This window comes from Pseudoalteromonas sp. GW168-MNA-CIBAN-0100 (assembly GCF_040309225.1).
Lineage (GTDB): Bacteria > Pseudomonadota > Gammaproteobacteria > Enterobacterales > Alteromonadaceae > Pseudoalteromonas > Pseudoalteromonas arctica.
In genome coordinates, this window is the sequence record NZ_JBEOOL010000863.1 from 1 (window position 1) to 250 (window position 250).

At 47.6% G+C, this 250-nt stretch carries 1 protein-coding gene; it reads left to right on the top strand.

What is annotated here, in order from left to right:
- Positions 1-219 (top strand): Na+/H+ antiporter NhaC family protein (locus tag AAEY62_RS23760; protein WP_350636922.1); only part of this gene is annotated, 219 nt, incomplete at its 5' end.
- Between the last annotated feature and the right edge of the window lie 31 nt (positions 220-250).

Below are 250 nucleotides of genomic sequence, written 5' to 3' on the forward strand. Positions count from 1 at the left end.
GAGCTGGGCTTTTCGGTTATGGCCACTGCTGCTTTAGTGGGTACGGCCGGTGCGTTAGGTGATGCAGGCTCCCCCGCTTCTGACTCTACACTTGGGCCAACTTCCGGGCTAAATGCTGATGGCCAGCACGACCACATTTGGGATTCAGTAGTGCCTACCTTTATTCACTTTAATATACCGTTATTAATATTTGGCTGGATAGCCGCCATGGTGCTTTAACCTAAGTAATGTAAAACGATAACCTAATAAT